The sequence below is a fragment of the Streptomyces beigongshangae genome (genome assembly GCF_019710745.1).
GTDB lineage: Bacteria > Actinomycetota > Actinomycetes > Streptomycetales > Streptomycetaceae > Streptomyces > Streptomyces beigongshangae.
Map to the genome: position 1 here is coordinate 1 of NZ_JAHKJW010000049.1, position 23,809 is coordinate 23,809.

A 23,809-nucleotide genomic window follows, 5' to 3' on the forward strand; every position below is an offset into this window, starting at 1 on the left:
CGGCCGGTCCCGGCGGCCCGGCCCACACCTCCCGCTCCGCCCCCGCCGCCGGCCCCCGGCGCGCGGCCCGGCCCTTCGGCGACTGCGGTGAGCTATCCGCCGTACCGCGTGCGGGCGCACCGGGCCCCGCCCCGCGGCGGCCCGTCCCTGGTGTCGATGACCCTGCTCATCACAGCGCCCGCGGTGCTCGCCGTCGCCGCGCTGCGCCCGCGCTGACCCCTGGAGGACCCCTTGTCGGAATGGCTTGTTCTCACCCTTGCGATGGCGGCCGCCGCCGTCGTCGTCCTCATCGTCACCTTCGTGCGGCACCACACGGTCGCCGAGGACGACGACCCGTCCGACACCCCGGACGTCATCGAGTACATGACGATGATGATCGGCGTGGTGTACGCCATCGTGCTCGGCCTCGCCATCGCGGGCGTCTGGGAGGCGCGGGGCGTCGCCGAGGACCACGTGCAGACCGAGGCGCACGCGCTGCACGAGATCTCCGAGCGGGTACGCGTCTACCCTCCCGAGACGCGCGACCGCATCCGGGACGACGTGAACGCCTACGTCGGCCATGTCGTGACCACCGAATGGAAGACCATGGCCGACCACGGCCACGTCACCGGGCGGGGGGAGGAACTGCTCGACCGGATCCGCCACGACGTCACCGACTACGAGCCGAGGACGGACTTCGAGGCCCAGGCGTACCAGCCGCTCCTCGACCAGGTGACGGCCGCGGACACCGCGCGCACCGCCCGGGCGGAGGCGACGGCGCCGACGATGCCGGGCGTCGTGTGGTTCGGGCTGATCACCGGGGCCGTGGTGACGGTGGGGCTGATCTTCGCCCTGCAGATCCGGCGCACCGCGCGCGAGGTGATCCTGGCGGGCCTGTTCTCCTCGCTGATCGCCTTCCTGCTCTTCCTGATCTGGGACTTCGACGCTCCCTACAGCCGTGGGATCACCGCGACCGCGGAACCGTTCCTCGCCCACTTCCCCGGAGCCGGCGGCTGACGGACCCGCCGGGGACCCGTACCCGTGTCCGGTAGCCGCGCGGGAGGGACGGGCGCCACGCCGCGCCCGTCCCTCCCGCGCGGGTACGGAACAACCGGTTCGGCCCACACGATTGCCCCGTTCGCGCGACTGGGATCGCGCCCTCGCCCGCACCTTCCTAGCGTTCCGGTCATCGAGGTGCATGTACGGCGCAGCGGAAAAGGTCCGCGGATTGCTCCTCGGGGACCCGGAGGACTCGACCATGCGCGCGATACGCATCGCCTCGGCCACACTGCTGGGCACGACCGCCCTGACCCTCGCCATGCCCGTCGCCGTCGCCGAGGGCGACGGGGGCCGGGAAGGGAGCGGGAGGGGCGACATCACCTCGTTCGGCTTCGCCGTCGCCCCGTCGACCATCGCCGCGGGCGGCCGCGTCACGCTGACCGTCGAGGACTGCGGGAAGAGGACCGAGGTCACCTCGGGCGTCTTCGACCCGGTGACGATCCGCAAGGGCGAGTCCGCGGGCACGGCGACCGTCGACCGGGACGCCGAACCCGGCGCGGTGTACGAGGTGACGTTCCGCTGCGGCGACGAGATCGGCCGTACGGACCTCACCATCGCCGGCGGCCGCCCGGACGACCCCACCCGTCCCCCGGCCCGCCACGGCGTCAAGGCGGGCCTCGGCGGCACCGCGGGCGGCTTCGACCCGGGCGAGATCGCCCTGGGGGCGGTACTCGTCGCCGGCTCGGTCGGTGCGGCCTGCCACTGGTCGCGCAGGCGCACCGGCGAACACGACGGGCACGGCGGCTGACGCACCGGACGGCCCTTCGCCCGGAACCCTCGGGGTTCCGGGCGAAGGGCCGTCCGGTGCGTTCCGGTCTCCCGGGAGGAGTCCGTCGGGTGGGCGGCGCTCAGGTCTTGCTCTCGGAGCGGCGCCGCATCCAGAACACCCCGCCGCCGACGAGCGCGAGTCCGACCAGCGTGCCGCCGATGGCCATGTCCGTCGGTGTGGCACCGGTGGAACTGCTGCCGCCGAGTCCGCCGCGGACACCGCCGATGACGGTGAAGGCGGCAGACTTCGTGAGCGAGGGCTTGCCGTTGCAGTGGACGGTGACGTCGTAGGCGCCGGGGGCGGCCGAGCTGCTGACGGTCGCGATTCCCTTCGAGGTCTCGCTGTGGTTCCTGATCGGCGAGAGGGTGGCCCGCGGGAACGCCCTGGACGTCATGGTGCCGCCACTGGGGCACCCGTCGACGGTCACCGTCAGCTGCCCTCCCCGGGCGATGACGCCGGGCAGGGCGACGATGTTGCTAGAGGTGTCCCAGGCGGCCGCCTGGGGGGCGGTAAGTCCGAGGGCGGCGACCGCTGTCGCGGAGACCGCCAGGGCACGAGTGCTACGCATGTGATCCTCCGGGGGAGGCGCCCCGGGGAACGTCCCCGGTTCGATCGGCGAGAGAACACCTCCCAGACAGACACTCAGTTGCCGCGCACGGGGCCGCATTTCGGGAATGGTCCGTCCTGGTGAGGCAACACCCCGGGGAAAAGGAACACAATCGGATATTGCCGCAGGTCACGCACTGTCAGAAATTTCCTTCCGGTACGGACCCGGATGGCGCACGGCCTTCTCCCCCGCCACCCGTTCGCCCTTCTCCCGTCGCCCCGCGCGCGGGCTGCGCCTAGCGTTCTCGTATGCGCGACGGACGGGGTGACGGCCGCGTCGAGAGGGGTGTGCGAATGTCCGTGTCCGGGATGGCCGAAGAGGAGGAGCGCCCGAGGAAGCGCGCTCCATGGGGTGTCATAGCGCTTGTCCTGCTGACCGGCCTCGCCCTCATCCGCAACGGCTCGGGCGAGTTCGACGCGGGTCCCCCGCAGCCCGCGACGGCCGCCGCCGCGGACAGCGGCTTCGCGGACGGGTCCCGGCCCGGCGCACCGGCTCCCCTGCCGTTCTCCGTGGTGGACCGCATCAGGATCCCGGCGATCCAGGTGGACGCGCCCGCCGTGCCGGTGGGCCTCGACACGGAGGGCTGGGTGGACGCGCCGCCGCCGGAGGACTCGAATCTGGCGGGCTGGTTCTCGGGCGCCGTCTCGCCCGGCGAGAAGGGCACGGCCGTCGTCGTGGGGCATGTCGACAACAGCAGGGGTCCCGCCGTCTTCTACGGCCTGGGGGCCCTGGAGAAGGGGAACCACGTGGAGGTCGGACGCCGGGACGGAAGGACCGCCGTGTTCGAGATCTACGGCGTCGAGGTGTTCGAGAAGAACGACTTTCCCGGGGACCGCGTCTACGGGAGCACCGGGAACCCCGAACTGCGTGTCATCACCTGCGGAGGCGGTTTCTCCCAGCGGAACGGATACGACGGGAACGTCGTCGCGTTCGCCCGCATGGTCGAGGTTCGCTGACCCCCTGCGGAACGCCTGCCGGCCCGGCGGACGGACGACCGCGGCGAGAAGCCCGTGGAACCCCGTGGGGTTCCACGGGGCGCGGCCGCCGGGCCCGTCGTTCGGATCGGCCCGGCTGAGAGGCGCGGCGCCTCTCAGCCGGGCCCCGCGACGCCGGGACGGTCCAAGCGACAGGGCCCTAGGCGGGCTGCCGGCGGGGCACGGTGATGTGGTAGCCCGAGTCCAGCAGCCGCGGCAGGTACTCGCGCAGCGCCCGCACGCTCTGGGAGCGGTCGCCGCCCGCGTCGTGCGCGAGGACCACGACCCCCGGGGCGGCGCCCCTGACGACCCGGCGCTCGATGGTGCGCGCCCCCGGTGTCGTCCAGTCGAGGGTGTCGACGGTCCAGGCGAGCGGCTCCATGCCGAGATCGGCGCCGATCTGGAAGGCAGCCCGGTTCCAGGCCCCGTACGGCGCGCGGAACCAGCCGGGGCGCTCGCCGTACGCCTCCTGGACGACGTCGCAGGTGCGCTCCATCTGGGAGCGGATCGCGGACCGGCTCAGCCTGGTCAGGAGCGGGTGGGACCAGGTGTGGTTGCCGACGACGTGGCCCTCGTCCGACATCCGGCGCAGGATGTCCTTGTTGTCGGCGGCCATCCCGCCGCACACGAAGAACATGGCGCGCACGTCGTGGGCCCTGAGGACCCGCAGGATGTCCGGGGTGTAGCGGGGGTCGGGTCCGTCGTCGAAGGTCAGCACCATGCTGCGGCCGCGCCCCGACATACGCAGGAACGGCTCGTGCCGTACGAGGGTGCGCGCCGGCGTGCCGTGGACCGGCCCGTATCCGGCGATGGGCTGCAGACGGTAGGCGGAGGGCCGGCGGGCCGCCCTGTTCGCCTGGGCCCCGGCCGCGGGGGCGGCGGGCGGGGCCGGGGAGCGGCCCGGCGGGCCCTGGTCGCCGGTGAGCAGCCGTGCCGTGCCGGCCGCGCCCGCTCCCAGGACGGCGGCACCGGCCAGCAGTACCCGGCGCCGCGTGGAGAACTGGTCCTCGTTCATGAGTGATCAGTCGCCCGGTGGTGGCGCACCGCTGCACGCCGCCACCGGTGCGGACGTATGAAAACACCCGTTGGGAGCACCCGCGGACACCCGGCGGCGGTACGACGGCGACACGGCGGCGGTACGGCGGCGGTACGGCGGCGTCCGGTCCGGCCGGTGGCCGGGGAGGCCGGTTCCGATAGCCTCGGGCCGTGACGGAACAGCACTCCCACCGGTTCGAACGGGGTACCGACGGGCCCAGGGTCATCATGGTCGGCGTGGACGGCTCCGAGTCCTCGCTGCGGGCCGCCTCCTACGCCGCGGGCCTGGCCCGGCGCCAGCGGGCGCTGCTGACCCTGGTGTACGTACAGCCGGTGATGGCGGCGGGTGCCTCGCTAGGGGTCCCGGTCACGGAGACCACCGACCAGATCGCCGAGGAGCTGGTACGGGAGATCCAGGTGGCGGCCGAGCAGGTCAAGGGCATATTCGATGTGCGCTGGGAGTTCCACACCTTCCGCGGCGACCCGTACAACGGCCTCGTCAAGGCGGCCGACCGGCTCAAGGCGGACGCCGTCGTGGTGGGCGCGTCGGAGCAGGCGGGGCACCGGATCGTCGGGTCCGTCGCGATCCGCCTGGTGAAGGCGGGCCGCTGGCCGGTGACCGTGGTGCCGTAACCCGACGGCGGCGGACGGCCGCGGGCCGCGCGATCCGGTCATCCGCGCCGGGACGTCCGGAGGCGGAACCTACCGTCCCGGTCGACCGTTCGTCGTACCGTTCGTCGACGGGTTCGACCGTCCGTCGACGAGCCGTGTCGTGCCCCTGTCCCGGCAGGGCGCCCTGCGCTGGCATACGGCCATGACGGCCGCCATCACCATGACCAGCAGGACGACCGCCGAGCACGAGCTGGCTGAATTGCAGCGGGAGCACGGAGCGCCCCTCTTCGCCCTGATGCTGAGGCTCTCCGACGGGGACCGCCAGCGCGCCGAGGATCTGGTGCAGGAGACGTTCGTACGCGCCTGGCAGCATCCCGAGGCCCTGCGCGCCGACGACTTCGACTCCGTACGGCCCTGGCTGCTGACCGTGGGGCGGCGGCTGGCCATAGACGCCCGGCGGGCCCGGCAGGCACGTCCCGCCGAGGTCGGGGACGCCGTCCTGGAGAGCGCGCGGGTCGCCGCCGATCACGCGGAGCGCTCCGTCGCGACCCTCGACGTACGGAAGGCTGTGAAGACACTCACCCCGGAGCACCGTGAAGTCCTGGTGCAGGTGTACTTCCGGGGGGCGAGTGTGGCGGAGGCCGCCGCGGCCCTGGGGATCCCGCCCGGTACGGTGAAATCTCGCGCGTACTACGCGCTGCGCGCCCTGCGCCGGGTTCTTCCGGGATACGCGGCCGACCTGCGGTGAAACCGGAGGCCCGGTAAAGCCTCCGTAAAGCGCCTTGCTGAGGACCATGGTTGAGCAATCAGCTGTCCTCATCCGTGCTCCCGACCGGGACCAGGGTTCGGGTGACGCGTACGCACCGGAGGAAGGCAGGAAGGGATGCTGCACAGAGGTCAAGAGAGCACGGACGGCACCGGCGGCGGTGAACTCACCGTCCCCATGGCCTGGCTGTACGCCGAGTACATCGCCGACGAACTGCTGCGGACCGGCGACCTGATGCCGCCCACGTCCTTCGAGTTCCGCGCCGGGCGCGACGCGCTGGCGCTCACCATCTTCCTGTCGGACACGGGCGGCGAGCTCTCCGGCATCCGGGTGGTGACCCAGCTGGAGACGTGGCTGTCGCTGACGGCGTACGACCAGCCGTGGCAGGACTGGGTGCGGGAGCGGATCACGGGGCTCGCCGCCGAGGCCGCCCGGGCGGGCGGGCCGGCGCCGGACCTGGACCTGGCGACGGCGGCCTGGCGCTGGCTGGAGGAGACCGAGCTGCTCGCCCCGGACCTGGACGCGGTGCCGGGCGGCGGTCCCGTCGTCGGGGAGGACGACGGCCCCAAGGTCTGGACCCCGGCCTGGCAGCTGGGGCTGCCGCTGGGACACCTGGCGATCCATCTCTTCTGACGTTCCGGCCGTCCGTTCTGGCCGTCCGTCCCGGGCGTCGGTCCCTGCGACCGGTTTTTTTCGGATCCCGACCAATCCGCGGGCCCGGCCGCTCCGAATCTCCTGGTTGCATTCCGGGCGCGGCTTGAGTGATTCGGCGGTCCCGTGCGTACCGGTGGGCGAGCAGCTACTCCCCGCACACACCCCCATCGGCACGGCACGAGGATTTGGTATGAGGTCGCTGGAACGCCACCGCGACGTCGGCGCATACGCGCTAGGCGTGCTGGACGAGGCGGATGCCTTCCGCTTCGAGGACCACCTCATGGAGTGTCCCCAGTGTGCGGTTCAGATACATGAACTGTCCGCCACGACACGGACGTTGCGGGCCTACGCCCAGGCGACGCCGCGCACGGTGCACCCCATGACGCAGGCCGGACCGGGTCTGCTGGACCGGCTCCTGGACGATGTCGTCTCGGCGCGCAGGAGCGGGCGCAGGCGCTGGCTGTTCGCGGTCGCCGCCGCCGTGGTCCTCGCCGTCGGCGGACCCGCGGTCGCGGTCGTCGCCGGGGACGGGGACGGGGGCGGGGGCGCGGGCGTCAGGACGGTCGCCGCGACCGATCCGGGAACCGGCGTGTGGGCCGAGGTCACCACGCTCGACCGGACCTACGGCAGCGAGGTGGACGCCAGGGTCAGGCACGCCTCGGCCGACCAGGTCTGCGTACTGGTCGCCGTCGGCCGCGACGGCTCGGAGGAGGTCGTCCTGAGCTGGACCGTGCCGGGGAGCGCCACGCCGTCCTCCGGCGCCATACGGGGCGCGGCCGCGATGCACCCCGGCGACATCGTCCGGTACGAGGTCCGCACGGCGGACGGGAAACGGCTCGTGACGCTCAAGGCACCCTGACGCCCCGTTCCCGCCCCGTCCCGGCAATATGGTCGCTGTCGTCCGCGACACGGTCGCTGTCGTCCGCGCCGGGAGAGGGAGGGGAGCGCACGCCGTGGAGTGGTTCACCGCCCCCGGGTACGAAACGGGCAGGCTGGTCTTCCAGCGAGGACTGGCCGTGGTCTACCTCGTCGCGTTCCTGGGCGCGGCGCTGCAGTTCCGCGCGCTGATCGGCGAGCGCGGCATGTCGCCGGTGTCGCGGTTCACGGCCCGGGTGCCGTTCCGGAGGGCGCCGAGCGTGTTCCACCTCCACTGCTCCGACCGCTTCTTCGCGGCCTGGGCCTGGTCCGGCTGCGCGGTGTCCCTGGCGCTCGTCGCGGGGGCGGACGACCTGCTGCCCCTGTGGGGCGCCATGCTGCTCTGGCTCCTCCCCTGGCTGCTGTACCTGTCAATCGTGAACGTCGGGCAGACCTGGTACGGCTTCGGGTGGGAGTCCCTGCTCCTGGAGACCGGCTTCCTCGCGGTGTTCCTGGGCAACGACGAGGTCGCCCCGCCCGTCGTGGTCCTCCTCCTGCTGCGCTGGCTGCTGTTCCGCGTGGAGTTCGGGGCCGGTCTGATCAAGATGCGCGGCGACGTCTGCTGGCGCCGGCTGACCTGCCTGGACCACCACCACGAGACCCAGCCGATGCCGGGCCCGCTGAGCTGGTTCTTCCACCACCTCCCCACACCGCTCCACCGGGTGGAGGCGGCCGCCAACCACGTCACCCAGCTCGTCGTGCCGTTCCTGCTGTTCGCCCCGCAGCCCGTCGCCACGGCCGCCGCCGCCCTGATGATCGCCACCCAGGCGTGGCTGATCCTGTCCGGCAACTTCTCGTGGCTGAACTGGCTCACCATCGTGCTCGCCGTACCGGTCCTGCGGCTCCCCGGCGACGCCCCCGGCGCCCCCGGCGCCCCGCTCTGGTACGAGGTCGTGGTCCTGGCGGCCGCGGCGCCGCTCGTGTTCCTCAGCCGCGGCCCGGTGCGCAACATGCTCTCCCGCCACCAGTCCATGAACCGCTCCTTCGACCCGCTCCGCCTCGTGAACACCTACGGGGCGTTCGGCAGCGTCAGCCGGGTCCGGTACGAGGTGGTGGTCGAGGGGACGGCCGATCCGGAGCCCCGGGAGGACGCGGGGTGGCGGGAGTACGGGTTCCGGGGCAAGCCGGGCGACCCGCGGCGCTGGCCCCGCCAGTTCGCCCCGTACCACCTGCGGCTCGACTGGATGATGTGGTTCGCCGCCCTCTCCCCCGCCTACGCCGAGCCGTGGTTCGGCGGTTTCGTGGAACGGCTCCTGGAGAACGACCGCGACACCCTGCGCCTCCTGCGCCACTGCCCGTTCCCGGCAACCGCGCCGCCCCGCTACGTCCGGGCGCGCCTCTACCGCTACCGGTACACGACCTGGCAGGAGCTGCGCGGGACGGGCGCGTGCTGGCAGCGGACGTACGTACGGGAGTTCTTCCCGCCGACGCGGCTGAGCGGCGGCCCCGCGCCCGGGCGCGACCGACCTGCGGGTCAGAGGCCGTAGACGCGGGCCGCGGTGTCCGCGAAGACCTCCTGGCGCTCCCGCTCGCCGAGCCCGCCGACCAGTTCCCGTGCGACGTCCACGACGTCGGCGTACCGGGCGGCGAGCGTGCACACGGGCCAGTCGGAGCCGAACATGAGCCGGGCGGGTCCGAATGCCTCCAGGACCGTGTCCGCGCAGGGCGCCAGGTCCTCCACCGTCCAGCTCAGCGGATCCGCCTGGGTGACCAGACCGGAGAGTTTGCAGACGGTGTTCGGCAGGGCGGCGAGGGCGCGGACGGCGGCGGCCCAGGCGTGCGGTTCCCCCGCGGCGACGGGGGGCTTGCCCAGGTGGTCCAGCACGAACGTCAGTTCCGGGTGGCGCTCGGCCGCCCGTGCGCAGACCGGGAGCTGGTGGGGCAGCACGACCAGGTCGTAGACCAGGCCCGCGTCGGCGACCGCCGCCAGTCCCCGGCGCACGTCGTCGCGCAGCAGCCACTCGGGGTCCGGTTCGCCCTGGACCTGGTGGCGGACGCCCTTCAGGTGACGGCCGCCGGGCAGCTCGCGCAGGCGGGCCAGTTCGTCCGCGACGTCGGGGCGGGTGAGGTCGGTCCAGCCGACCACGGCGCCGATCAGGTCGCTGCCCCGCGCGAGGGCCAGCAGCTCCGGGGTCTCCTCCGCCACCGTGACCGTCTGCACGAGGACGGTGCGCGACACCCCGGCGGCGCGTGCCTGCGGAGCCAGCTCCTCGACGGTGAAGTTCCGCCGCAGGGGGGCGAGTGCGCGTCCGGTGAGCCAGTCCTGGTCGCGCACGGAGAGGTCCCAGACGTGGTGGTGGGCGTCGACGGCACCCGCGCGGTCCGTCACGGCAGCTCCCGCGGGGTCCCGCCCGGCACCGGAGTCCCGCCCGGCATTGGGGCCCCGGCGGGTACCGGGGCCCCGGCGGGCAGGAGGCCCGTGTCCCGCAGCTCCTGCCAGAGGCCGTCGGGCACGGGGGCCGTGAACTGCCGGGCGCAGTCGTGCGCCTCGTGCGGCGACCGGGCGCCCACCAGGACGGAGGCGACCGCCGGGTGGGCGGCGCAGAAGGCCAGGGCGACCGCGCGCAGGGTGGTGCCGTGCCGGTCCGCCACCTCCTTGAGGGCCAGTGCCCGCTCCAGCAGCCCTGGTGGCGCGGTGGCGTAGTCGTACGTCGCCCCCGGCCCCGGATCGGCCAGCAGGCCGGAGTTGAAGGCGCCGCCGATGACGACGGAGGTGCCCCGCTCCCGCGCGGCCGGCAGCAGGTCGGTGAGGGCCCGCTGGTCGAGGAGCGTGTAGCGGCCGGCGCAGAGCACCACGTCGACGTCCGTGTCGCGCACGAACCGGGTGAGCATCCCGGTCCGGTTCATGCCGGCGCCGATCGCGCCCACCACGCCCTCGGAGCGGAGCGCCTCCAGGGCGGGGTACGCCTCGCGGAACGCCTCCTCGGCATGGTCGTCCGGGTCGTGGAGGTAGACGACGTCCACCCGGTCCAGGCCCAGCCGCTCCAGACTGGCGTCTAGGGTGCGGCGTACCCCGTCCGCGCTGAAGTCCCACACCCTGCGGTGCGTGGCGGGCACCGCGAAACCGTCGGCGAGGTCGTCGCCGCCCGCGCCGGTGGGCTCCAGGCGGCGGCCCACCTTGGTGGAGAGGGTGTACGCCGACCGGGGGTACCCGCTCAGGGCCGCGCCCAGGCGGCGTTCGGAGAGGCCGAGGCCGTAGTGGGGCGCGGTGTCGAAGTAGCGGACCCCCGCGTCCCAGGCGGCGTGCACGGTCGCGTGCGCCTGCTCCTCGGGGACCTCGCGGTAGAGGTTGCCGACGGCGGCGGCGCCGAGGGCGAGTGCGGTGACCGGGACGGGGCTCCGGCCGAGGGTGCGCGTACGCATGCCGGTCACCGGCCCGCCGGGCGCAGCCGCAGCCCCTGCATCCCGCCGTCGACCGCGAGGGCCGTGCCGGTGGTCGCGCCGGACGACGGGCTCGCCAGGTGGGCGATGGCGCCCGCGACCTCCGCCGCCGAGACGAGGCGGCCGGCCGGCTGGCGGGCCTCCAGGGCGGCCCGTTCGGCGGCCGGGTCGGCGGCGGCGTCCAGGAGCCGCCCGACCCACGGGGTGTCGACCGTGCCGGGGTTCACGCAGTTGACGCGGATGCCCTCACGGACGTGGTCGGCGGCCATGGCGAGGGTCAGGGACAGGACGGCGCCCTTGGACGCGGAGTAGAGGGCACGCTGCGGGAGGCCCGCGGTGGCCGCGACGGAGCAGGTGTTCACGATCGCCGCGTGCGCGGACCTCCGCAGGTGCGGCAGGGCCGCGCGGGCCGTCCGGACCATCCCGACGACGTTGACGTCCAGCACACGGTGCCAGGTCTCGTCGTCGTTGTCCTCGACGGTGCCCTGGGCGCCGATGCCCGCGTTGTTGACCAGTACGTCGAGACCGCCGAGGTCGGCGGCCGCGGCGGCGACGGCCCGGCGTACGGACTCGTCGTCGGTGACGTCCGCCGCGTATCCGAGCAGGGGCTCCGGCACGCCCGCGGGGTCCAGGTCCAGGACGGCGACCCGGGCGCCGCGCGCGGCGAGGAGTTCCGCGGTGGCCCGGCCGATGCCGGAGGCACCGCCCGTCACCAGGGCCCTGAGACCCTCGAAGTCGCTCATTCCACCCGCCCCTTCCGCTGCTGTCGTTCTTCCTGTTCTTCCCGCTGCCGGTCGAGGTCTGCTGCCCAGAACGTGCCGTCGGGGAACCCGTACTCCGCGACGGACCCGGGCCGCATCGCCGCCGAGAAGCCCGGTGAGGTGGGTGCCGTGTAGTGACCCTCCCTGATCACCACCGGGTCGAGGAAGTGCTCGTGCAGATGGTCGACGTACTCGATCACGCGGTTCTCGGTCGTCCCGGACAGCGCCACGTAGTCGAACATCGAGAGGTGCTGGACGAGTTCGCACAGGCCGACGCCGCCCGCGTGCGGGCAGACGGGGACACCGAACCGGGCGGCGAGGAGCAGGATCGCGAGGTTCTCGTTGACGCCGCCGACCCGGGCCGCGTCGATCTGCAGCACGTCGACGGCGCCCGCCTGGAGCAGCTGCTTGAAGACGATCCGGTTCTGCACGTGTTCGCCGGTGGCGACCTTGACCGGCGCGACGGCCCTGCGGACGGCGGCGTGGCCGAGGATGTCGTCGGGGCTGGTGGGCTCCTCGATCCAGTACGGGTCGAACCCGGCGAGCGCCCTGGTCCACTCGACGGCCTCGTCGACGTTCCACCGCTGGTTGGCGTCGAGGGCGATCCGGATGTCCGGCCCGACGGCGGCTCTGGCCGCCCGGCAGCGCCGTACGTCGTCGGCGAGGTCCGCGCCGACCTTCAGCTTGATCTGGGTGAAGCCGTCGGCGACGGCGCGGCGGGCCAGCCGGGTGAGCTTCTCGTCGGAGTAGCCGAGCCAGCCGGGCGAGGTGGTGTAGCCGGGGAAGCCGTGCTCCATGAGCAGGGCGGTGCGCTCCGCCGAGCCCTCCCTGCCCCGGCGCAACAGCCCGAGGGCGTCCTCGGGGGTGAGGACGTCCGCGATGTAGCGGAAGTCCACCTGGCCGACCAGCCACTCGGGGGTGGCGTCGGCGAGCAGCCGCCACAGCGGGGTGCGGGCGCGCTTGGCGGCGAGGTCCCAGACGGCGTTGACGACCGCGCCGATCGCCATGTGCATCACGCCCTTCTCGGGCCCGAGCCAGCGCAGCTGGCTGTCGCCCGTCAGGTCGCGGGCCAGCGCTCCCGGGTCCGCGCACAGCTCGTCGACCGGCCGGCCGAGGAGGTGCGGGCGCAGCGCCTCGATCGCGGCGACCTGGACCTCGTTGCCCCGCCCGATGGTGAAGGCGAAGCCGTGTCCCTCCGGTGCGCCGGTGGTACCGTCGCCGCCCGTGCGCAGGACGACGTACGCGGCCGAGTAGTCGGGGTCGGGATTCATCGCGTCGGACCCGTCGAGCTCCCGTGAGGTGGGGAACCGGATGTCGTGGGTGTCGACCGCGGTGACGCGGGCGCCGGACGAGGACACGGGGATGCCTTTCGGTCGGGCCCCTTCGGGGGCGTCGGGTCCCTTCGGGGGCGCGGGCGGGGCTGTGGCAGGTGCGGCTCCGTCGCGTGGGCGCGGCCGGTCACGGCGCACCCGCGGTCCCGGCCCCGGCCCGGCCCCGGCCTTCAGGACCGGGCCGGGGCCGGGACCGCGAACCGGGGTGATGCGTCCGGCTGCGGGACGGTGGAGGCTTGTCGCGCGGTTCCCCGCGCCCCGGAGGGCGCGGGCCTTCAGGCGCGCTCGATCCTCAGTGTGACCAGTTCGAAGGGGCGCAGCCGCAGGGTCAGGCGGTTGCCGTCCCGCTCCGGGGCGGTCGCGCCGGCGAGCGGCCGCTCCAGCAGGTCCGTGACCGTGACGGCCCCGATGCCGAAGTCCGCCGTGAGCGTGGCCCGGCTGCGGCCTCCCCGGGACTCGTGGAAGCGGACGATCACGTCGCCGCTGTCGTCGTCGGCGAGTTTGAGCGCGGTGACCACGACCGCGTCCTGTGCCACCGTCACGAGCGGCGCGACCTCGGAGACCCCGCCGACGACCTTCCGCTCGGGCAGGTTGATCCGCCAGCCCTCGCGCACCGCGTCGCCGATCGCGGCGCCCGGCACCAGCGCGTGCCGGAAGCGGTGGACGCCCTGGTCGGTCTCGGGGTCGGGGAAGCGCGGGGCGCGCAGCAGCGAGACCCGGACCGTGGTGGTCGTACCGCCGTCCTCGCGCACCGTGCGTGTCACGTCGTGGCCGTACGTCGAGTCGTTGACGACCGCGACACCCCAGCCGGGCTCCTCCAGGTGGACGAACCGGTGGTTGCACGCCTCGAACTTGGCGGCCTCCCAGGACGTGTTGGTGTGCGTCGGCCGGAAGACGTGACCGAACTGCGTCTCGGACGCGTACCGCTCGGCGTGCACGTCGAGCGGGAAGGCCATCTTCAGGAACTTCTCCGTCTCGTGCCAGTCGACCTCGGTGTCGATGTCCAGGCGCCACTCCCCCGGCGCGAGCGACAGCACCTGGGTGACCTTCGACGCCCCGAAGCTCCGTACGACGCGGACCGAGACGCCGTCCTCGCCGGGGACGACCTCGTCGGCGTCGACCAGGTCGGTGACCGTGTTCCGGTAGAACTCGTCGACGTCCCAGGCGTCCCACATGTTCGGGAGGTCGGGGTGTATCTGGAGCAGGTTGGCGGCCTCGCCGGGGGCGAGGGTCTCGCGGTCGGCGGCGAGGTCGAACACGGAGACCACGAGTCCGCGGGCGTCGACCTCCGTGCGCAGCCGTCCGTTGCCGAGCACGAAGCCGCCGTCCGTGCGGGGCACCAGCGTGCACTCGCCGCCGATCACGGGGGTCCGCGCGCCGCCGGCGGGCACCCCGTCGCGGGTGTGCGGGGCGGAGTTGAAGGCGAGGGCGGTCGTCCCGTCACCGGCCAGCGCGCGCTGGGCGGCGTCGACGATGCCGGTCAGCTCCCCGGCGACCGCCTCGTAGGTCCTGCGCGCCTCGCGGTGCACCCAGGCGATGGACGAGCCCGGCAGGATGTCGTGGAACTGGTGCAGCAGGACCGTCTTCCAGAGCCGGTCCAGCTCCGCGTGCGGGTAGCGGAATCCGGTCCGGACGGCCGCGGTGGCCGCCCACAGCTCGGCCTCGCGCAGCAGGTGCTCGCTGCGGCGGTTGCCCTGCTTGGTCTTCGCCTGGCTGGTGAGCGTGGCGCGGTGCAGCTCCAGGTACAGCTCGCCGACCCACACCGGCGCGTCCGGGTACTCGGCCTCCGCCTTCTCGAAGAACTGCCCCGGGGTCTCCCACACCACGGTCGCCGAGCCTTCGAGGTTGCGCAGCCGGGCCGCCCTGGCGACCATCTCACGGGTCGTGCCGCCGCCCCCGTCGCCCCAGCCGGTCGGCGCGAGGGAGTGCCGGGCGACGCCCTTGTCCCTGAAGTTCTTCGCCGCGTGGGCGATCTCGCTGCCCCTCATCGAGCAGTTGTACGTGTCCACGGGCGGGAAGTGCGTGAAGATCCGTGTGCCGTCGATGCCCTCCCAGCGGAAGGTGTGGTGCGGGAACCTGTTGGTCTGCGACCACGAGATCTTCTGCGTCAGCAGCCACTTGGAGCCGGCCGCCCTGATGATCTGCGGCAGCCCGGCGGCGAAGCCGAAGGTGTCGGGCAGCCACGCCTCGTCGTTGTCGACGCCGAACTCGTCGATGAAGAACCGCTTGCCGTGCACGAACTGCCGGGCCATCGCCTCCGAGCCGGGCATGTTGGTGTCGGACTCCACCCACATGCCGCCCGCGGGCACGAACCGCCCGTCGGCGACCGCCTTCTTGACCTTCGCCCACACCTCGGGCCGGTGCTCCTTCACCCAGGCCCACTGCTGGGCCTGGGACATGGCGAAGACGAAGTCCGGCTCGTCCTCCAGGAGGGCGGTCATGCTGGACGTGGTCCTGGCGACCTTGCGGACCGTCTCGCGCAGCGGCCACAGCCACGCCGAGTCGATGTGCGCGTGGCCGACCGCGCTGATGCGGTGGGCGGAGGGCGCGGCGGGGGCCGACAGCACCGCTTCGAGGCGGGAGCGGGCGGCGGCGGCCGTGGCGCCCACGTCCTGGAGGTCGACGGCGTCCAGCGCCCTCTCCACCGCGCGCAGGATGTCCCAGCGGCGCGCGGAGTCCACCGGAAGCTCGGCCATCAGCTCGCCGAGCACCTCCAGATCGACGACGAGCTGCCACACCGTCTCGTCGAGGACGGCCAGGTCCATCCGGGTCAGCACGTACTGCGGTTCGCCGCCGGCAGTCTCCTTGTCGCCCAGCGGCGTGGGCAGGAAGGGGTGGTGCTGGTCGAGGACGACGGGGTTGGAGGCGGCCTCGATGTGCAGGCGCACCTCCTCGCCGCCCGCGACGGGGGCGCCGATCCGCACCCATTGGTTGCGCGGGTTGAGGCCCTTCACGGGGGTCCCGTCGGGGAGGTGGACGAGGCCCTCGCACTGGAAGCCGGGCATGTTCTCGTCGAAGCCGAGGTCCAGGACCGCCTCGACGGTCCTCCCGGCCCACTCCTCGGGCACGGTCCCGGTGACGCGGAACCAGCTGGTGCCCCAGGGAGCACCCCACCTGTCGCCGACCGCCACCGGGGACGGCGTGGCGGCCAGCCCTTCCTCGACGGGCACCGGCTCGCCGGGCGCGTTCCACACCGCCACTTCCAGCGGCAGGGACTCGGGGTACACGGCGGGTCGGATGCGCTCGTCGAGCACGCGCCTGAGGCGGGCTTCGACGAGGCTGCGGTCGTCATGCATGCGGGGTGCTCCGTAACTCCGTTGTGCGGGTCGGTGCTGTGTACCGGTGGTCACCGGCTGTCGGCGGTCACCCTGTGCGGGTGACGGTCGCGGGGGCCGACGCGGTGTAAAGCTCCCCCGCGGCCCGCGGTTCGAACCGCGCGGCCCGCTCGCCTCCTTCGGGTGTCGACCCTCCAACGAAGAGGGCCCGCTGAGCGGTTCCGCCGTGGCGTACGCAACTGTCGGCGGGCGCGCCGGTCCGGCATGCGACGGCTCCCGACTGGACGGCGCGTACCGGGGCACAGTCCTCCTCGAACACCAGTCAGACCACGCCTCCGAGGAGCCACCGTGACCAGCTGGGCCGGCCGGACCGCCGCCGAGATCGCCGCCGCCGTACGCGAGGGGCGGGTCACACCGCGTGAGGTGGTGGCCGAGCACCTCGCGCGGATCGAGCTGCTCGACGTGCGCGTGGGGGCCTTCCGCCATCTGCGTACGGCGGCCGCGCTCGCCGAGGCGGACGAGGTCGCGGCCAGGTCGGACCTGGCCGACCTCCCGTTGGCGGGCGTGCCGGTGGCGGTCAAGGACAACCTGCCGGTACGCGGCGAGTCCACCCGTAACGGCAGCGCGGCGAGCCCGGACACCCCGGCGGCGGAGGACCACGTCACGGTGGCCCGGCTGCGGGCGGCGGGCGCCGTGGTGGTGGGCCTGACGAACGTTCCCGAGCTCTGCGTCTTCGGCACCACGGAGGGCGTGCACGGCACGGCCCGCAACCCGTGGGACACCACCCGTACCGCGGGCGGTTCGTCCGGGGGCAGCGCGGCCGCGGTCGCCGCCGCGATGGTGCCGCTGGCCCTGGGCAACGACGGCATGGGCTCGCTGCGGATACCCGCCGCGAACTGCGGCCTGATAGGTCTCAAGCCCGGCCGCGGCACGGTCCCGGCGGGCATCGGCCGCGGGGACTGGTTCGGCATGTCGGAGAACGGGCCGCTGGCGACGACGGTCGAGGACGCACGGCTGATGTTCTCGGTGCTGGCCGCCGCGGACGGCGTACACGCGGGTGACGCACGGGCAGACGGCACGGGTGCGGACGGCGTACGCGGCGCGCAGTCCGGTGGGCTCGCGGTCGCCGTCTCCGCGCGCAGTCCGTTGGCGGGGGTACGCGTCTCCCGGCCCTACGTGGACACGGCCCGCGAGGCGGCCGGGGTGCTCGCCGGGGCGGGGCACCGGGTCCGGCGCGCGGACCCGCCGTATCCGGCGTGGCTGGCGACGACGTCGCTGGCGCACTGGACGGCGGGGACCGCGGTGGACGCGGAAGGGCTCGATCCGCGGCGGCTCGCCCGGCGGACGCGGGTGCACGCGGGCCTGGGGCGCCACTGCGTGGACTCGGTACGGACCGGAGTGCGCCGGCAGCAGCTGCGGGAGCGGCTCGCGCCGTTCTTCGACGAGCACGATGTGCTGCTGACTCCCGCACTGGCCCGGCGGGGGCCCGCGGCGGCGGACTGGCACAGGCGGGGGTGGCTGCGGAACCTGGTGGTGAACACGAACTGCTCGCCGTTCACGCCGGCCTGGAACCTGACGGGGTGGCCCGCGATCACCGTGCCGTTCGGGATGCTGCCGGCGGGGGTGCCGGGGGCCGTGCAGATGGTGGGGCGGCCCGGGTCCGAGGGGGTGCTGCTGGATCTGGCGGGGCAGCTGGAGGAGGCGCGGCCCTGGGGGCGGACGGCTCCGCTGGGGTCCGCGCAGGAAGGGCTGTGAACCGGAAGGGCTGGAGGGGCCGGGAGGGCTGGAAGGGCTGGAGGGGCCGGTCGCGCGGTTCCCCGTTCCCCGTTCCTCCTGGGGCAGGCGGCTCGGAGGGCCCGGTGCATGACGTGGAGGCCGGCCCGGCCCCGGCCGGTGCGGTCCGGGTCGACCATGAAACCGGCGTTGGCGACCGAGACCGCCGGGCCGCCGGGCCGCCGTAGTTCGGCGTCGGACAGGCGGGCCCGACAACGGCGCCGGCGCCCGTCTCGTCCTCGGCGACGAACACGCGCTTGCCCGGCGCCATCCACAGGTCGCGGGCGTCCTCCTCGGAGGTGTCCGGGTCCCAGGTGCAGGTCTCGGCGGCGACGGCGATGCGGTGCCGGAAGGGCCGGATCCGCGGCCGGTCCCCGGCCACGGCTTCCCTGATCGGCATGGACCCGAGTCCGGCACGTCCGTGCCGGCCGGCGACCGGGCGGGGTCCCGGGCGGCTCCGGGCAGGGCCGGGATGCCGGGGCCGCCCCGGGCGGTCAGTCCACGCTGGGCAGGATGTGGGGCTCGGCGAGGTCGTCCTCGTAGCCCGCCAGCCGGATGGGGGCGGACCTGGCCCACACGTCGAGGCTGCCGAGCTTCTCCGCCCGGTACACGAGCTCCGTACGTTCTTCGGGGCCCTGGTCGAGATTCGTCTTCTCCGGTGTCACCGCGCACTCCTTATGTGTCGGATCACCCTCGGGGCGTGCGGGGCCACTCTGCTCCTGGCCGGCCGACGTCCGCTCGGGTCTGGGTAAAGGCACTTCGGACGCGGTGGCGCCGGTCGACTCGCATGGGAGCAGGCCGTGGTGACCGGCATGTCCCGGGACGGACCGTGGGTGTGGGTGGAACCCAGCTGCGCTGTCCGTCCCGCACAGGGTAACCAAATGAGCGGAGCGCCGCTCGATGGGGCCGAAAACAAGGTGTAACCATCTGAAGTCGTCCGGCCGCGTCCGCCCGTCCGTCCGGCGTGTTTCACTCGGTTGTCCACAGGCGGGGATCCACTCCTCCGGCCCTGTGCCAACATGATCGAGGTTGCACTGTTCATGTGAAGGAGTCCGACATGGCCGCCCAACAGGTACGCGGTGTCATCGCCCCCGGGAAGAACGAGCCGGTGCAGATCCGGACGATCCTCGTCCCGGATCCGGGTCCCGGTGAGGCCGTGGTGAAGGTGCAGGCCTGCGGGGTCTGCCACACCGACCTGCACTACAAGCAGGGCGGTATCGGCGACGACTACCCGTTCCTGCTCGGCCACGAGGCGGCGGGCGTCGTCGAGTCGGTCGGCGAGGGCGTCACCGACGTGGCCCCCGGCGACTTCGTGGTCCTCAACTGGCGCGCGGTCTGCGGGCAGTGCCGGGCCTGTCTGCGCGGCCGCCCCTGGTACTGCTTCGACACGCACAACGCGAAGCAGAAGATGACCCTGGAGGACGGCACCGAGCTCTCCGCCGCCCTGGGCATCGGCGCCTTCGCGGAGAAGACCCTGGTCGCGGCCGGCCAGTGCACCAAGGTCGACCCGTCCGTCTCCCCGGCGGTCGCGGGCCTGCTCGGCTGCGGCGTGATGGCGGGCATCGGGGCGGCCATCAACACCGGAGGGGTGGGCCGCGGCGACTCGGTGGCCGTCATCGGCTGCGGCGGCGTGGGCGACGCGGCGGTCGTGGGGGCGAACCTCGCGGGCGCGGCGCGGATCATCGCCGTCGACATCGACGACCGGAAGCTGGAGAAGGCGCGCACGATGGGTGCCACCCACACCGTCAACTCCAAGGAGACGGATCCCGTCGAGGCGATCCGCGAGCTGACCGGCGGCTTCGGGGCCGACGTCGTCATCGAGGCGGTCGGCCGGCCCGAGACGTACAAGCAGGCGTTCTACGCCCGCGACCTGGCGGGCACGGTGGTCCTGGTCGGCGTCCCCACCCCGGAGATGAAGCTCGAACTGCCCCTGCTGGACGTCTTCGGCCGCGGCGGCAGCCTGAAGTCCTCCTGGTACGGCGACTGCCTGCCGTCGCGCGACTTCCCCATGCTGATCGATCTCCACCAGCAGGGCCGGCTGGACCTGGCGGCGTTCGTGACGGAGACCATCGCGCTCGACGGGGTGGAGCAGGCGTTCGACCGCATGCACCAGGGCGATGTCCTGCGTTCGGTGGTGGAGCTGTGACGGCCGCGCGGATCGAGCACCTGGTCACCTCCGGCACGTTCAGCCTGGACGGCGGGACCTGGGACGTCGACAACAACGTATGGATCGTGGGCGACGACACCGAGGCGGTCGTCGTCGACGCGGCGCACGACGCCGACGCCATCGCCGAGGCGCTCGGCGACCGCACGCTGCGCGCCATCATCTGTACGCACGCGCACAACGACCACATCGACGCGGCCCCGGCGCTGGCCGCGCTCACCGGCGCACCGGTCCTGCTCCACCCGGACGATCTGCCGCTGTGGAAGCAGACGCACCCGGACCGCCTGCCGGACGGCGAGCTGTCCGACGGCGGGCGGCTCTCCGTGGCGGGCGTGGAGCTGACCGTCCTGCACACGCCCGGGCACGCGCCGGGGGCCGTGTGTCTGTACGCCCCGGAGCTGGGTGCCGTCTTCACCGGCGACACCCTCTTCCAGGGGGGACCGGGCGCGACGGGCCGGTCGTTCTCGCACTTCCCGACGATCGTCGAGTCGATCCGGACCCGGCTGCTCGGTCTGCCCGCCGACACGGTGGTGCGCACCGGTCACGGCGACTCGACGACGATCGGCGCCGAGGCCCCGCACCTCCAGGAATGGATCGACCGGGGGCACTGAGACGGAGGCACGGATGCGCAGTTCAGTTCCCGTTGGCCCGGCTGAAATCCAGCCATGATCTGCTGACGCGACGACGGCCTTTCTCACCCGCAGGGAGGACTGGCGCATGGAACTGCGCAGTGTCGAAGAGCTGATGGACCTGCTGTACGCCTGCCGGGGGGTCCGGGGCGCCGCCTGCCCCGGCGGCGCTCCGGTCGATCTGCACGACCATGCGCTGCAGACCGCCGCGCTGCTGCGCCGGAGCCGTCCCGCGGACAAGGAACTCCAGGTGGCGGGGCTGGTGCAGGCCGTCGGGCAGCTGCTGGGACCGAGTGGCCCGGTCGGCCGGGCCCGCCTGGCGGCCGGTGCGGTCGGGCCGCTGCTCGGCGAGCGGGTCGCCCGTCTCGTACGCCTCCGGGTGCCGGCTCCGGACCGTGGAACGGTCCCGGACGACGGCCGTGCAGACGACCACTCAGACGATCACGCCGACGACCACGTCATGGAGGACGTGCTGCTCCTGCGCCAGGCCGACGAGTCGGCCCGGACCGCGGGCCTGGACGCCGGGGTCCTGGAGGACTGGCGCACGGTGCTGGAACTGGTGTCGTCCCGGCACACGCGGCTGGGTGCCGTCGACTGACCGCCCGCCGACCGGTCCGCCCGCCGGGCCGGGGCCTGACGGGACCGCCGCCCGCCGGGCCTGTTGCCCGACGGTGCGCCGTGAGACGGTACGCGGATGACGTCGCCGCACGGGCTCCAGGGCAGGGTCGCCGTCGTCACCGGGGCCTCGCGCGGCATCGGGCTGGCGGTCGCCGAGGCGTTCGCGGCCGCGGGGGCCCGGGTGTGCCTCACCGCGCGGGACGCCGGCGGACTGCGCCGGGCCGCCGCGGGGCTGGACGCCGTGGCGCTCGCGGGCACCGTCGCCGACCCGGCCCACCTGCGCCGGCTGACCGGGCTGGCGATGGACGCGTACGGCCGGATCGACGTGGTGGTGAACAACGCCGCGACCAACCAGCCGTACGGCCCGCTGATGGACGCCGACCCCGACCGGTGGCGCGAGGCGTTCGCGGTCAACGTCGAGGCGCCGCTGCGGCTGGTGCAGTACGCGTGGCGGGCCTGGCTCCGCGAGCACGGCGGCTCGGTCGTGAACATCTGCACCGAGGGCGCGACGCACGTCGGCCCCGACCTGGGCGCCTACGGGAGCAGCAAGGCCGCCCTGCTCCACCTGACCCGCCAGCTCGCGGGCGAGCTGGCCCCCGGGGTCCGGGTCAACTCGGTCTCCCCCGGTCTCGTACGCACGGAGATGGCCCGCTTCGTCTGGGAACCGGCGGGCGGGGCGGCCGCCGGTCTCCCGCTCGGCCGCATCGGGGAGCCCGAGGACATCGCCCGGGCCGTCGTCTGGCTGGCCTCGGACGCGGCCCGGTGGATCACCGGTACGGACCTGCTGGTGGACGGCGGCACACGAGTCCGGCCGGCGCACAAGGCCCCCTGAGGGGCTCGGGGAACCGGGCGTCTACCACTTGCCGGGCGCGTAGTCCTTCAGGAAGACCCCGTACAGGTCCTCCCCCTGTTCGCCCCGCACGATCGGGTCGTACACCCGGGCCGCCCCGTCGATCAGGTCGAGCGGCGCGTGGAACCCCGCGTCGGCCAGCCGCATCTTGTCCGGGTGCGGGCGCTCGTCCGTGATCCACCCCGTGTCGACCGCGGTCATCAGGATGCCGTCCTTCTCGAACATCTCCTGCGCGCTGGTGCGCGTGAGCATGTTGAGCGCGGCCTTGGCCATGTTGGTGTGCGGGTGGCCGGCACCCTTGTAGCCGCGGTTGAAGACACCCTCCATGGCGGACACGTTCACGATGTACGTGCGTCCCGCCTCGGCCGCCGCCATCGCCGCCCGCAGCCGGCTGATGAGGATGAACGGGGCGGTGGAGTTGCAGAGCTGCACCTCCAGGAGCTCGACCGGCGTGACCTCCTCGACGGCCTGGATCCAGCTGTTGGTGTCGTGCAGGTCGGGCACGAGCCCGCCCGCGTCGATGGCCGTACCGGCGGCGATCCGCTCCGGCGAGGCGGAACCCGAGACGAGCGCGAGGCCGGTGACGTCCTGCGCGGTGAGCGCGCCGCCGCCGGCCACGGGCAGCGCGGACACGGCGCCGGACCCGAACGTGCCGATGACCTCGGCGGGCGGCAGTTCACCGGCGGGCAGCGGCCCCGACTCGGCGGCGAGCAGCTCGCTGTAGGCGCCCGGCGAGCGGCGTACCGTCTGGGCGGCGTTGTTGATCAGGATGTCGAGCGGCCCCTCGGCGGCGACGGAGTCGGCGAGCGCGACGACCTGGGCGGGGTCGCGCAGGTCGAGGCCGACGATCTTCAGGCGGCCGATCCACTCGTCGCTGTCGGGCATGGCCTTGAAGCGGCGGATGGCGTCGTTGGGGAAGCGCGTGGTGATCGTGGTGTGCGCACCGTCGCGCAGCAGCCTGAGCGCGATGTACATGCCGATCTTGGCGCGGCCGCCGGTGAGCAGCGCGCGCTTGCCGGTGAGGTCGGTGCGGGCGTCACGGCGGGCGCGGTTCTCGGTGGCGCACTTCGGGCAGAGCTGGTGGTAGAAGTAGTCGACCTCGACGTACCGGGTCTTGCAGGTGTAGCAGGAACGGGGGCGCCGGAGTATCCCCGCGAGCGCGCCCGCCTCGGTCACGGACGACGGCAGGACGCCCTCGGTCTCGTCGTCGATGCGCTGGGCGGAACCGGTGGCCGTGGCCTCGGTGACCGCCTTGTCGTGGGCGGTCTTGGCGGCCCTGCGCTCCTGGCGGCGGCGCTGCTTCACCGAGCGGTAGATCCCCGCGGTGGCGCGGCGCACGGCGATCGCGTCGGGGTGGTCGACGTCGAGCTTCTCCAGTTCGTCGAGCACGGCGAGGCAGACGGCCAGCCGGTCCGGGTCTATACCGGGGCCGTGGCCGGCGCCGGGGTCGTGGTCGGCACCGGAGCCGTGGCCGGCGCCGGGACCGGACGAGCCGTCCGGGGCCTGTGCCGTGTCCACGGCGGGGGCCGCCTGGCTGTCCTCTGTCACCGTCATCGCCGTCGCCGTTCCTCGGGTCTGTGCGCGGCGCTCGAACCGCGCTCGCCTTCGAAGGCGAGATTTTACGGAGCACGGGGCAAAGGCACCAAACCCGCGGTGG

The 23,809-nt window shown here is 73.6% G+C and carries 22 protein-coding genes and 2 pseudogenes; 14 read left to right on the forward strand and 10 right to left on the reverse strand.

The features are described 5' to 3' along the window. The 3 genes and pseudogenes from KM933_RS29675 to KM933_RS29685 form a co-directional block, all read left to right on the forward strand. A pseudogene (locus tag KM933_RS29675) lies at positions 1-216 on the forward strand (hypothetical protein); the annotation flags it as partial. Between the two features lie 15 nt (positions 217-231). Beyond that, positions 232-996 (forward strand): bestrophin-like domain, encoded by a 765-nt coding sequence (locus KM933_RS29680; RefSeq protein ID WP_221357887.1) that lies wholly within the window; start codon positions 232-234, stop codon positions 994-996. Between the two features lie 241 nt (positions 997-1,237). Then, complete coding sequence (locus KM933_RS29685; RefSeq protein WP_221357889.1) at positions 1,238-1,786, forward strand: hypothetical protein; 549 nt, start codon at positions 1,238-1,240, stop codon at positions 1,784-1,786. Positions 1,787-1,886: 100 nt separating this feature from the next. On the opposite strand, the gene KM933_RS29690 is transcribed toward KM933_RS29685, so the two are convergent. Further along, entirely contained in the window at positions 1,887-2,375 is a 489-nt protein-coding gene (locus tag KM933_RS29690; protein ID WP_221357891.1) for a hypothetical protein, read from the reverse strand. A gap of 332 nt (positions 2,376-2,707) precedes the next feature. Between KM933_RS29690 and KM933_RS29695 the strand changes: the two genes are divergently transcribed. Continuing rightward, entirely contained in the window at positions 2,708-3,370 is a 663-nt protein-coding gene (locus KM933_RS29695) for a class F sortase (protein WP_221357892.1), read from the forward strand. 178 nt (positions 3,371-3,548) lie between these two features. Here the strand turns inward: KM933_RS29695 and KM933_RS29700 are convergent, their stop codons facing one another. Next, positions 3,549-4,403 (reverse strand): polysaccharide deacetylase family protein, encoded by an 855-nt coding sequence (locus tag KM933_RS29700; protein ID WP_221357893.1) that lies wholly within the window; start codon positions 4,401-4,403, stop codon positions 3,549-3,551. A 191-nt stretch (positions 4,404-4,594) separates the two neighbouring features. On the opposite strand from KM933_RS29700, the gene KM933_RS29705 reads away from it, so the two are divergent. From KM933_RS29705 to KM933_RS29725, 5 genes are all read left to right on the forward strand, one after another. Next, the gene (locus tag KM933_RS29705; protein ID WP_221357894.1) at positions 4,595-5,056 is read left to right on the forward strand and encodes a universal stress protein; all 462 of its coding nucleotides are present in this window, start codon (positions 4,595-4,597) and stop codon (positions 5,054-5,056) included. A 181-nt stretch (positions 5,057-5,237) separates the two neighbouring features. Next, positions 5,238-5,783: a sigma-70 family RNA polymerase sigma factor gene (locus KM933_RS29710; protein ID WP_221357896.1), complete on the forward strand. Its 546-nt coding sequence runs from the start codon at positions 5,238-5,240 to the stop codon at positions 5,781-5,783. A 135-nt stretch (positions 5,784-5,918) separates the two neighbouring features. Continuing rightward, entirely contained in the window at positions 5,919-6,434 is a 516-nt protein-coding gene (locus KM933_RS29715; RefSeq protein ID WP_221357898.1) for a hypothetical protein, read from the forward strand. 211 nt (positions 6,435-6,645) lie between these two features. Then, positions 6,646-7,314 carry an anti-sigma factor family protein gene (locus KM933_RS29720; protein ID WP_221357900.1) on the forward strand — a complete coding sequence of 223 codons (669 nt, stop codon included), beginning with the start codon at positions 6,646-6,648 and terminating at the stop codon, positions 7,312-7,314. A gap of 94 nt (positions 7,315-7,408) precedes the next feature. After that, positions 7,409-8,857 (forward strand): lipase maturation factor family protein, encoded by a 1,449-nt coding sequence (locus KM933_RS29725; RefSeq protein WP_221357902.1) that lies wholly within the window; start codon positions 7,409-7,411, stop codon positions 8,855-8,857. On the opposite strand, the gene KM933_RS29730 is transcribed toward KM933_RS29725, so the two are convergent. From KM933_RS29730 to KM933_RS29750, 5 genes are all read right to left on the reverse strand, one after another. Next, positions 8,845-9,699 carry an amidohydrolase family protein gene (locus tag KM933_RS29730; RefSeq protein WP_221357904.1) on the reverse strand — a complete coding sequence of 285 codons (855 nt, stop codon included), beginning with the start codon at positions 9,697-9,699 and terminating at the stop codon, positions 8,845-8,847. The genes KM933_RS29725 and KM933_RS29730 overlap by 13 nt on opposite strands. Further along, a complete protein-coding gene (locus KM933_RS29735; protein WP_221357907.1) occupies positions 9,696-10,733 on the reverse strand; it encodes an aldo/keto reductase in 1,038 nt (345 codons plus the stop codon). Before KM933_RS29735 ends, KM933_RS29730 begins: the two co-directional genes overlap by 4 nt. Positions 10,734-10,738: 5 nt before the next feature. After that, positions 10,739-11,494: an SDR family NAD(P)-dependent oxidoreductase gene (locus KM933_RS29740; RefSeq protein ID WP_221357909.1), complete on the reverse strand. Its 756-nt coding sequence runs from the start codon at positions 11,492-11,494 to the stop codon at positions 10,739-10,741. Then, positions 11,491-12,870, reverse strand: a complete 1,380-nt coding sequence (locus KM933_RS29745) for an enolase C-terminal domain-like protein (RefSeq protein WP_221357911.1) — start codon at positions 12,868-12,870, stop codon at positions 11,491-11,493. The genes KM933_RS29740 and KM933_RS29745 overlap by 4 nt, the downstream gene beginning before the upstream one ends. Before the next feature lie 248 nt (positions 12,871-13,118). Next, the gene (locus KM933_RS29750) at positions 13,119-16,139 is read right to left on the reverse strand and encodes an alpha-mannosidase (protein WP_221357913.1); all 3,021 of its coding nucleotides are present in this window, start codon (positions 16,137-16,139) and stop codon (positions 13,119-13,121) included. Between the two features lie 327 nt (positions 16,140-16,466). Between KM933_RS29750 and KM933_RS29755 the strand changes: the two genes are divergently transcribed. Further along, complete coding sequence (locus KM933_RS29755) at positions 16,467-17,873, forward strand: amidase (protein ID WP_221357915.1); 1,407 nt, start codon at positions 16,467-16,469, stop codon at positions 17,871-17,873. A 128-nt stretch (positions 17,874-18,001) separates the two neighbouring features. Here the strand turns inward: KM933_RS29755 and KM933_RS39785 are convergent. Continuing rightward, positions 18,002-18,291, reverse strand: a pseudogene (locus KM933_RS39785) (GNAT family N-acetyltransferase); the annotation flags it as partial. 94 nt (positions 18,292-18,385) lie between these two features. Further along, the gene (locus KM933_RS29760) at positions 18,386-18,556 is read right to left on the reverse strand and encodes a hypothetical protein (RefSeq protein WP_221357916.1); all 171 of its coding nucleotides are present in this window, start codon (positions 18,554-18,556) and stop codon (positions 18,386-18,388) included. Between the two features lie 392 nt (positions 18,557-18,948). Between KM933_RS29760 and KM933_RS29765 the strand changes: the two genes are divergently transcribed. From KM933_RS29765 to KM933_RS29780, 4 genes are all read left to right on the forward strand, one after another. Further along, positions 18,949-20,037: an S-(hydroxymethyl)mycothiol dehydrogenase gene (locus KM933_RS29765; protein WP_221357925.1), complete on the forward strand. Its 1,089-nt coding sequence runs from the start codon at positions 18,949-18,951 to the stop codon at positions 20,035-20,037. Next, the gene (locus KM933_RS29770) at positions 20,034-20,666 is read left to right on the forward strand and encodes an MBL fold metallo-hydrolase (RefSeq protein ID WP_221357926.1); all 633 of its coding nucleotides are present in this window, start codon (positions 20,034-20,036) and stop codon (positions 20,664-20,666) included. Before KM933_RS29765 ends, KM933_RS29770 begins: the two co-directional genes overlap by 4 nt. A 106-nt stretch (positions 20,667-20,772) precedes the next feature. Next, positions 20,773-21,282, forward strand: coding sequence for a hypothetical protein (locus KM933_RS29775; protein ID WP_221357927.1), 510 nt, complete (start codon positions 20,773-20,775; stop codon positions 21,280-21,282). Between the two features lie 96 nt (positions 21,283-21,378). After that, positions 21,379-22,134 carry an SDR family oxidoreductase gene (locus KM933_RS29780; protein WP_221357928.1) on the forward strand — a complete coding sequence of 252 codons (756 nt, stop codon included), beginning with the start codon at positions 21,379-21,381 and terminating at the stop codon, positions 22,132-22,134. A 21-nt stretch (positions 22,135-22,155) separates the two neighbouring features. Here the strand turns inward: KM933_RS29780 and KM933_RS29785 are convergent, their stop codons facing one another. Beyond that, positions 22,156-23,706: an SDR family NAD(P)-dependent oxidoreductase gene (locus tag KM933_RS29785; RefSeq protein WP_260334354.1), complete on the reverse strand. Its 1,551-nt coding sequence runs from the start codon at positions 23,704-23,706 to the stop codon at positions 22,156-22,158. Positions 23,707-23,809: the final 103 nt, after the last annotated feature.

Coding starts and splice junctions, on each gene's coding strand:
- KM933_RS29720 (WP_221357900.1), top strand. CDS start 6,646: ATGAGGTCGCTGGAACGCCACCGCGACGTCGGCGCATACGCGCTAGGC.
- KM933_RS29715 (WP_221357898.1), top strand. CDS start 5,919: ATGCTGCACAGAGGTCAAGAGAGCACGGACGGCACCGGCGGCGGTGAA.
- KM933_RS29690 (WP_221357891.1), bottom strand. CDS start 2,375: ATGCGTAGCACTCGTGCCCTGGCGGTCTCCGCGACAGCGGTCGCCGCC.
- KM933_RS29735 (WP_221357907.1), bottom strand. CDS start 10,733: ATGCGTACGCGCACCCTCGGCCGGAGCCCCGTCCCGGTCACCGCACTC.
- KM933_RS29765 (WP_221357925.1), top strand. CDS start 18,949: ATGGCCGCCCAACAGGTACGCGGTGTCATCGCCCCCGGGAAGAACGAG.
- KM933_RS29685 (WP_221357889.1), top strand. CDS start 1,238: ATGCGCGCGATACGCATCGCCTCGGCCACACTGCTGGGCACGACCGCC.
- KM933_RS29710 (WP_221357896.1), top strand. CDS start 5,238: ATGACGGCCGCCATCACCATGACCAGCAGGACGACCGCCGAGCACGAG.
- KM933_RS29775 (WP_221357927.1), top strand. CDS start 20,773: ATGGAACTGCGCAGTGTCGAAGAGCTGATGGACCTGCTGTACGCCTGC.
- KM933_RS29780 (WP_221357928.1), top strand. CDS start 21,379: ATGACGTCGCCGCACGGGCTCCAGGGCAGGGTCGCCGTCGTCACCGGG.
- KM933_RS29700 (WP_221357893.1), bottom strand. CDS start 4,403: ATGAACGAGGACCAGTTCTCCACGCGGCGCCGGGTACTGCTGGCCGGT.
- KM933_RS29785 (WP_260334354.1), bottom strand. CDS start 23,706: ATGACGGTGACAGAGGACAGCCAGGCGGCCCCCGCCGTGGACACGGCA.
- KM933_RS29750 (WP_221357913.1), bottom strand. CDS start 16,139: ATGCATGACGACCGCAGCCTCGTCGAAGCCCGCCTCAGGCGCGTGCTC.
- KM933_RS29695 (WP_221357892.1), top strand. CDS start 2,708: ATGTCCGTGTCCGGGATGGCCGAAGAGGAGGAGCGCCCGAGGAAGCGC.
- KM933_RS29740 (WP_221357909.1), bottom strand. CDS start 11,494: ATGAGCGACTTCGAGGGTCTCAGGGCCCTGGTGACGGGCGGTGCCTCC.